General features: G+C 71.3%; 1 protein-coding gene and 1 pseudogene. Both read left to right on the forward strand.

The window, feature by feature from the left end; translation table 11 throughout:
• A pseudogene (locus tag AB0O00_RS38885) lies at positions 1-364 on the forward strand (methyltransferase type 11); the annotation flags it as partial.
• A gap of 408 nt (positions 365-772) precedes the next feature.
• Positions 773-1552: DUF2182 domain-containing protein (locus tag AB0O00_RS38890; RefSeq protein ID WP_363659396.1), on the forward strand; the 780-nt coding region annotated here is incomplete at its 3' end.

The following is a 1552-nucleotide window of genomic DNA, read 5'->3' on the forward strand; positions in this document are numbered from 1 at the left end:
CACCGACGTGACCATCGCACCCGGCGGGCTCCCGGACGAACTCGCCGACCTGGCCGGCTGGGTGGCCTGCCTCGCCGACGCCCGCCCGCTGGAGGAGTACACCGATCTCCTGGCCACCGCCGGACTGCTCATTACCCGCACGGAGCACCACGACGACGCCCTGCGACGCATGATCGAGCAGATCGACGCCCGCGTGCGCGCCCTCCGCATGATCGGCGGCGCCTGGCCCGTCCTCGCTGACCTGGACGTCGACCTGGACGGCGACCGGGTGGCAGCGCTGATCGCCCAGGCCGCCAGGGCCGTCGAGCTCGGCGCCGCGGGGTACGCCCTGCTTCTCGGCCGAAAGCCATGGGCGGAGGCCTGAGCGCCCTCGGGCATGCCGCGGCGCACGCCCTGCACTAGCTGTTGAGCCAAATCCAGGACGGTCGTCCTGGTCGACGTCAAGGCCATGTGGACGGCAACCTTCCTGGTACCACCTCACCGGCCACACCTGCCTGGGCCACGTCGGTCCCGTCGCCGACCAGGCCGACCGCGACGTGTACGCCCTCCGACTGGCCGCGAGCCCCAACCCGACGCACCCGGACGGCCCCTGGCACACGGTGCCGGCCTGACGCCTGTGTGCGCGGTTGTCAGCCAGGTCCGCTGCAGTCGAACGGGAAAAGCCTGCTGGATTTTGCCGCTGCAGTCCCAGCTGATGCCGAAAGTGGACTGTGACCGGGTTTTGCCGTCGGCGCACGTGTGCTGTCCTGGAAGGACCAGGCAGGAGAGCGTCATGCGTACCGTCACCATGGAGAAGCAGCCGCTGCGGACCGGGGTGCTGATGCCCGCCAGGGATCTGGCCGTGGCGTGGGGCCTGATCGTGGTGATCGCGGCGCTGGCCTGGGTGTTCACGGTCGGGCAGGCCCGGGACATGGGGATCGAGCCGGGCACGATGGGGATGGCGCTTCCGCTGTTCCTGGTGCTGTGGCTGGCGATGATGGCCGCGATGATGCTGCCGTCGGTGGCGCCGGTGGCGGTGACCTGGGCGCGTGGCATCGGCCGGCAGTCGAGCGGCGCGAAGCGGGCGGTGCGCACGACGGAGTTCCTGGCCGGCTATCTGCTGGTGTGGACGGCCTTCGGGCTGCTGGCGTACGGCGGGCTTGCGCTCACCGGCCACCTGGTGGAGCGCGATCCGGACGTGGGGAAGTGGATCGGCGCGGCGGCCTTCGCGCTGGCGGGGCTGTACCAGCTGGGCCCGCTGAAGTACGTGTGCCTGCGGCACTGCCGCAGCCCGATGGCCCAGCTGCTGCACTACGCGGGCTACCGGCCGCCGGTGCGGGACCTGCGGGTCGGCTTGCACCACGGCGGGTACTGCCTGGGCTGCTGCTGGGCACTGATGGTAGTCCTCGTGCCGCTCGGCGTGATGAACGTCGCGGCGATGGCGGGGATCGCGGTGGTGATCTTCCTGGAGAAGCTGTGGCGGCGCGGTCCGCTGCTGGCCCGGGTCAGCGGGGTGGCATTCCTGGTTCTGGCGGTGCTGGCGCCGTTCCAGAGCTGGCTGCTGCCCGGGCTG

Origin of the sequence: Kitasatospora sp. NPDC093558 (assembly GCF_040683475.1) — a bacterium.
In the GTDB taxonomy this organism is placed as follows: domain Bacteria; phylum Actinomycetota; class Actinomycetes; order Streptomycetales; family Streptomycetaceae; genus Kitasatospora.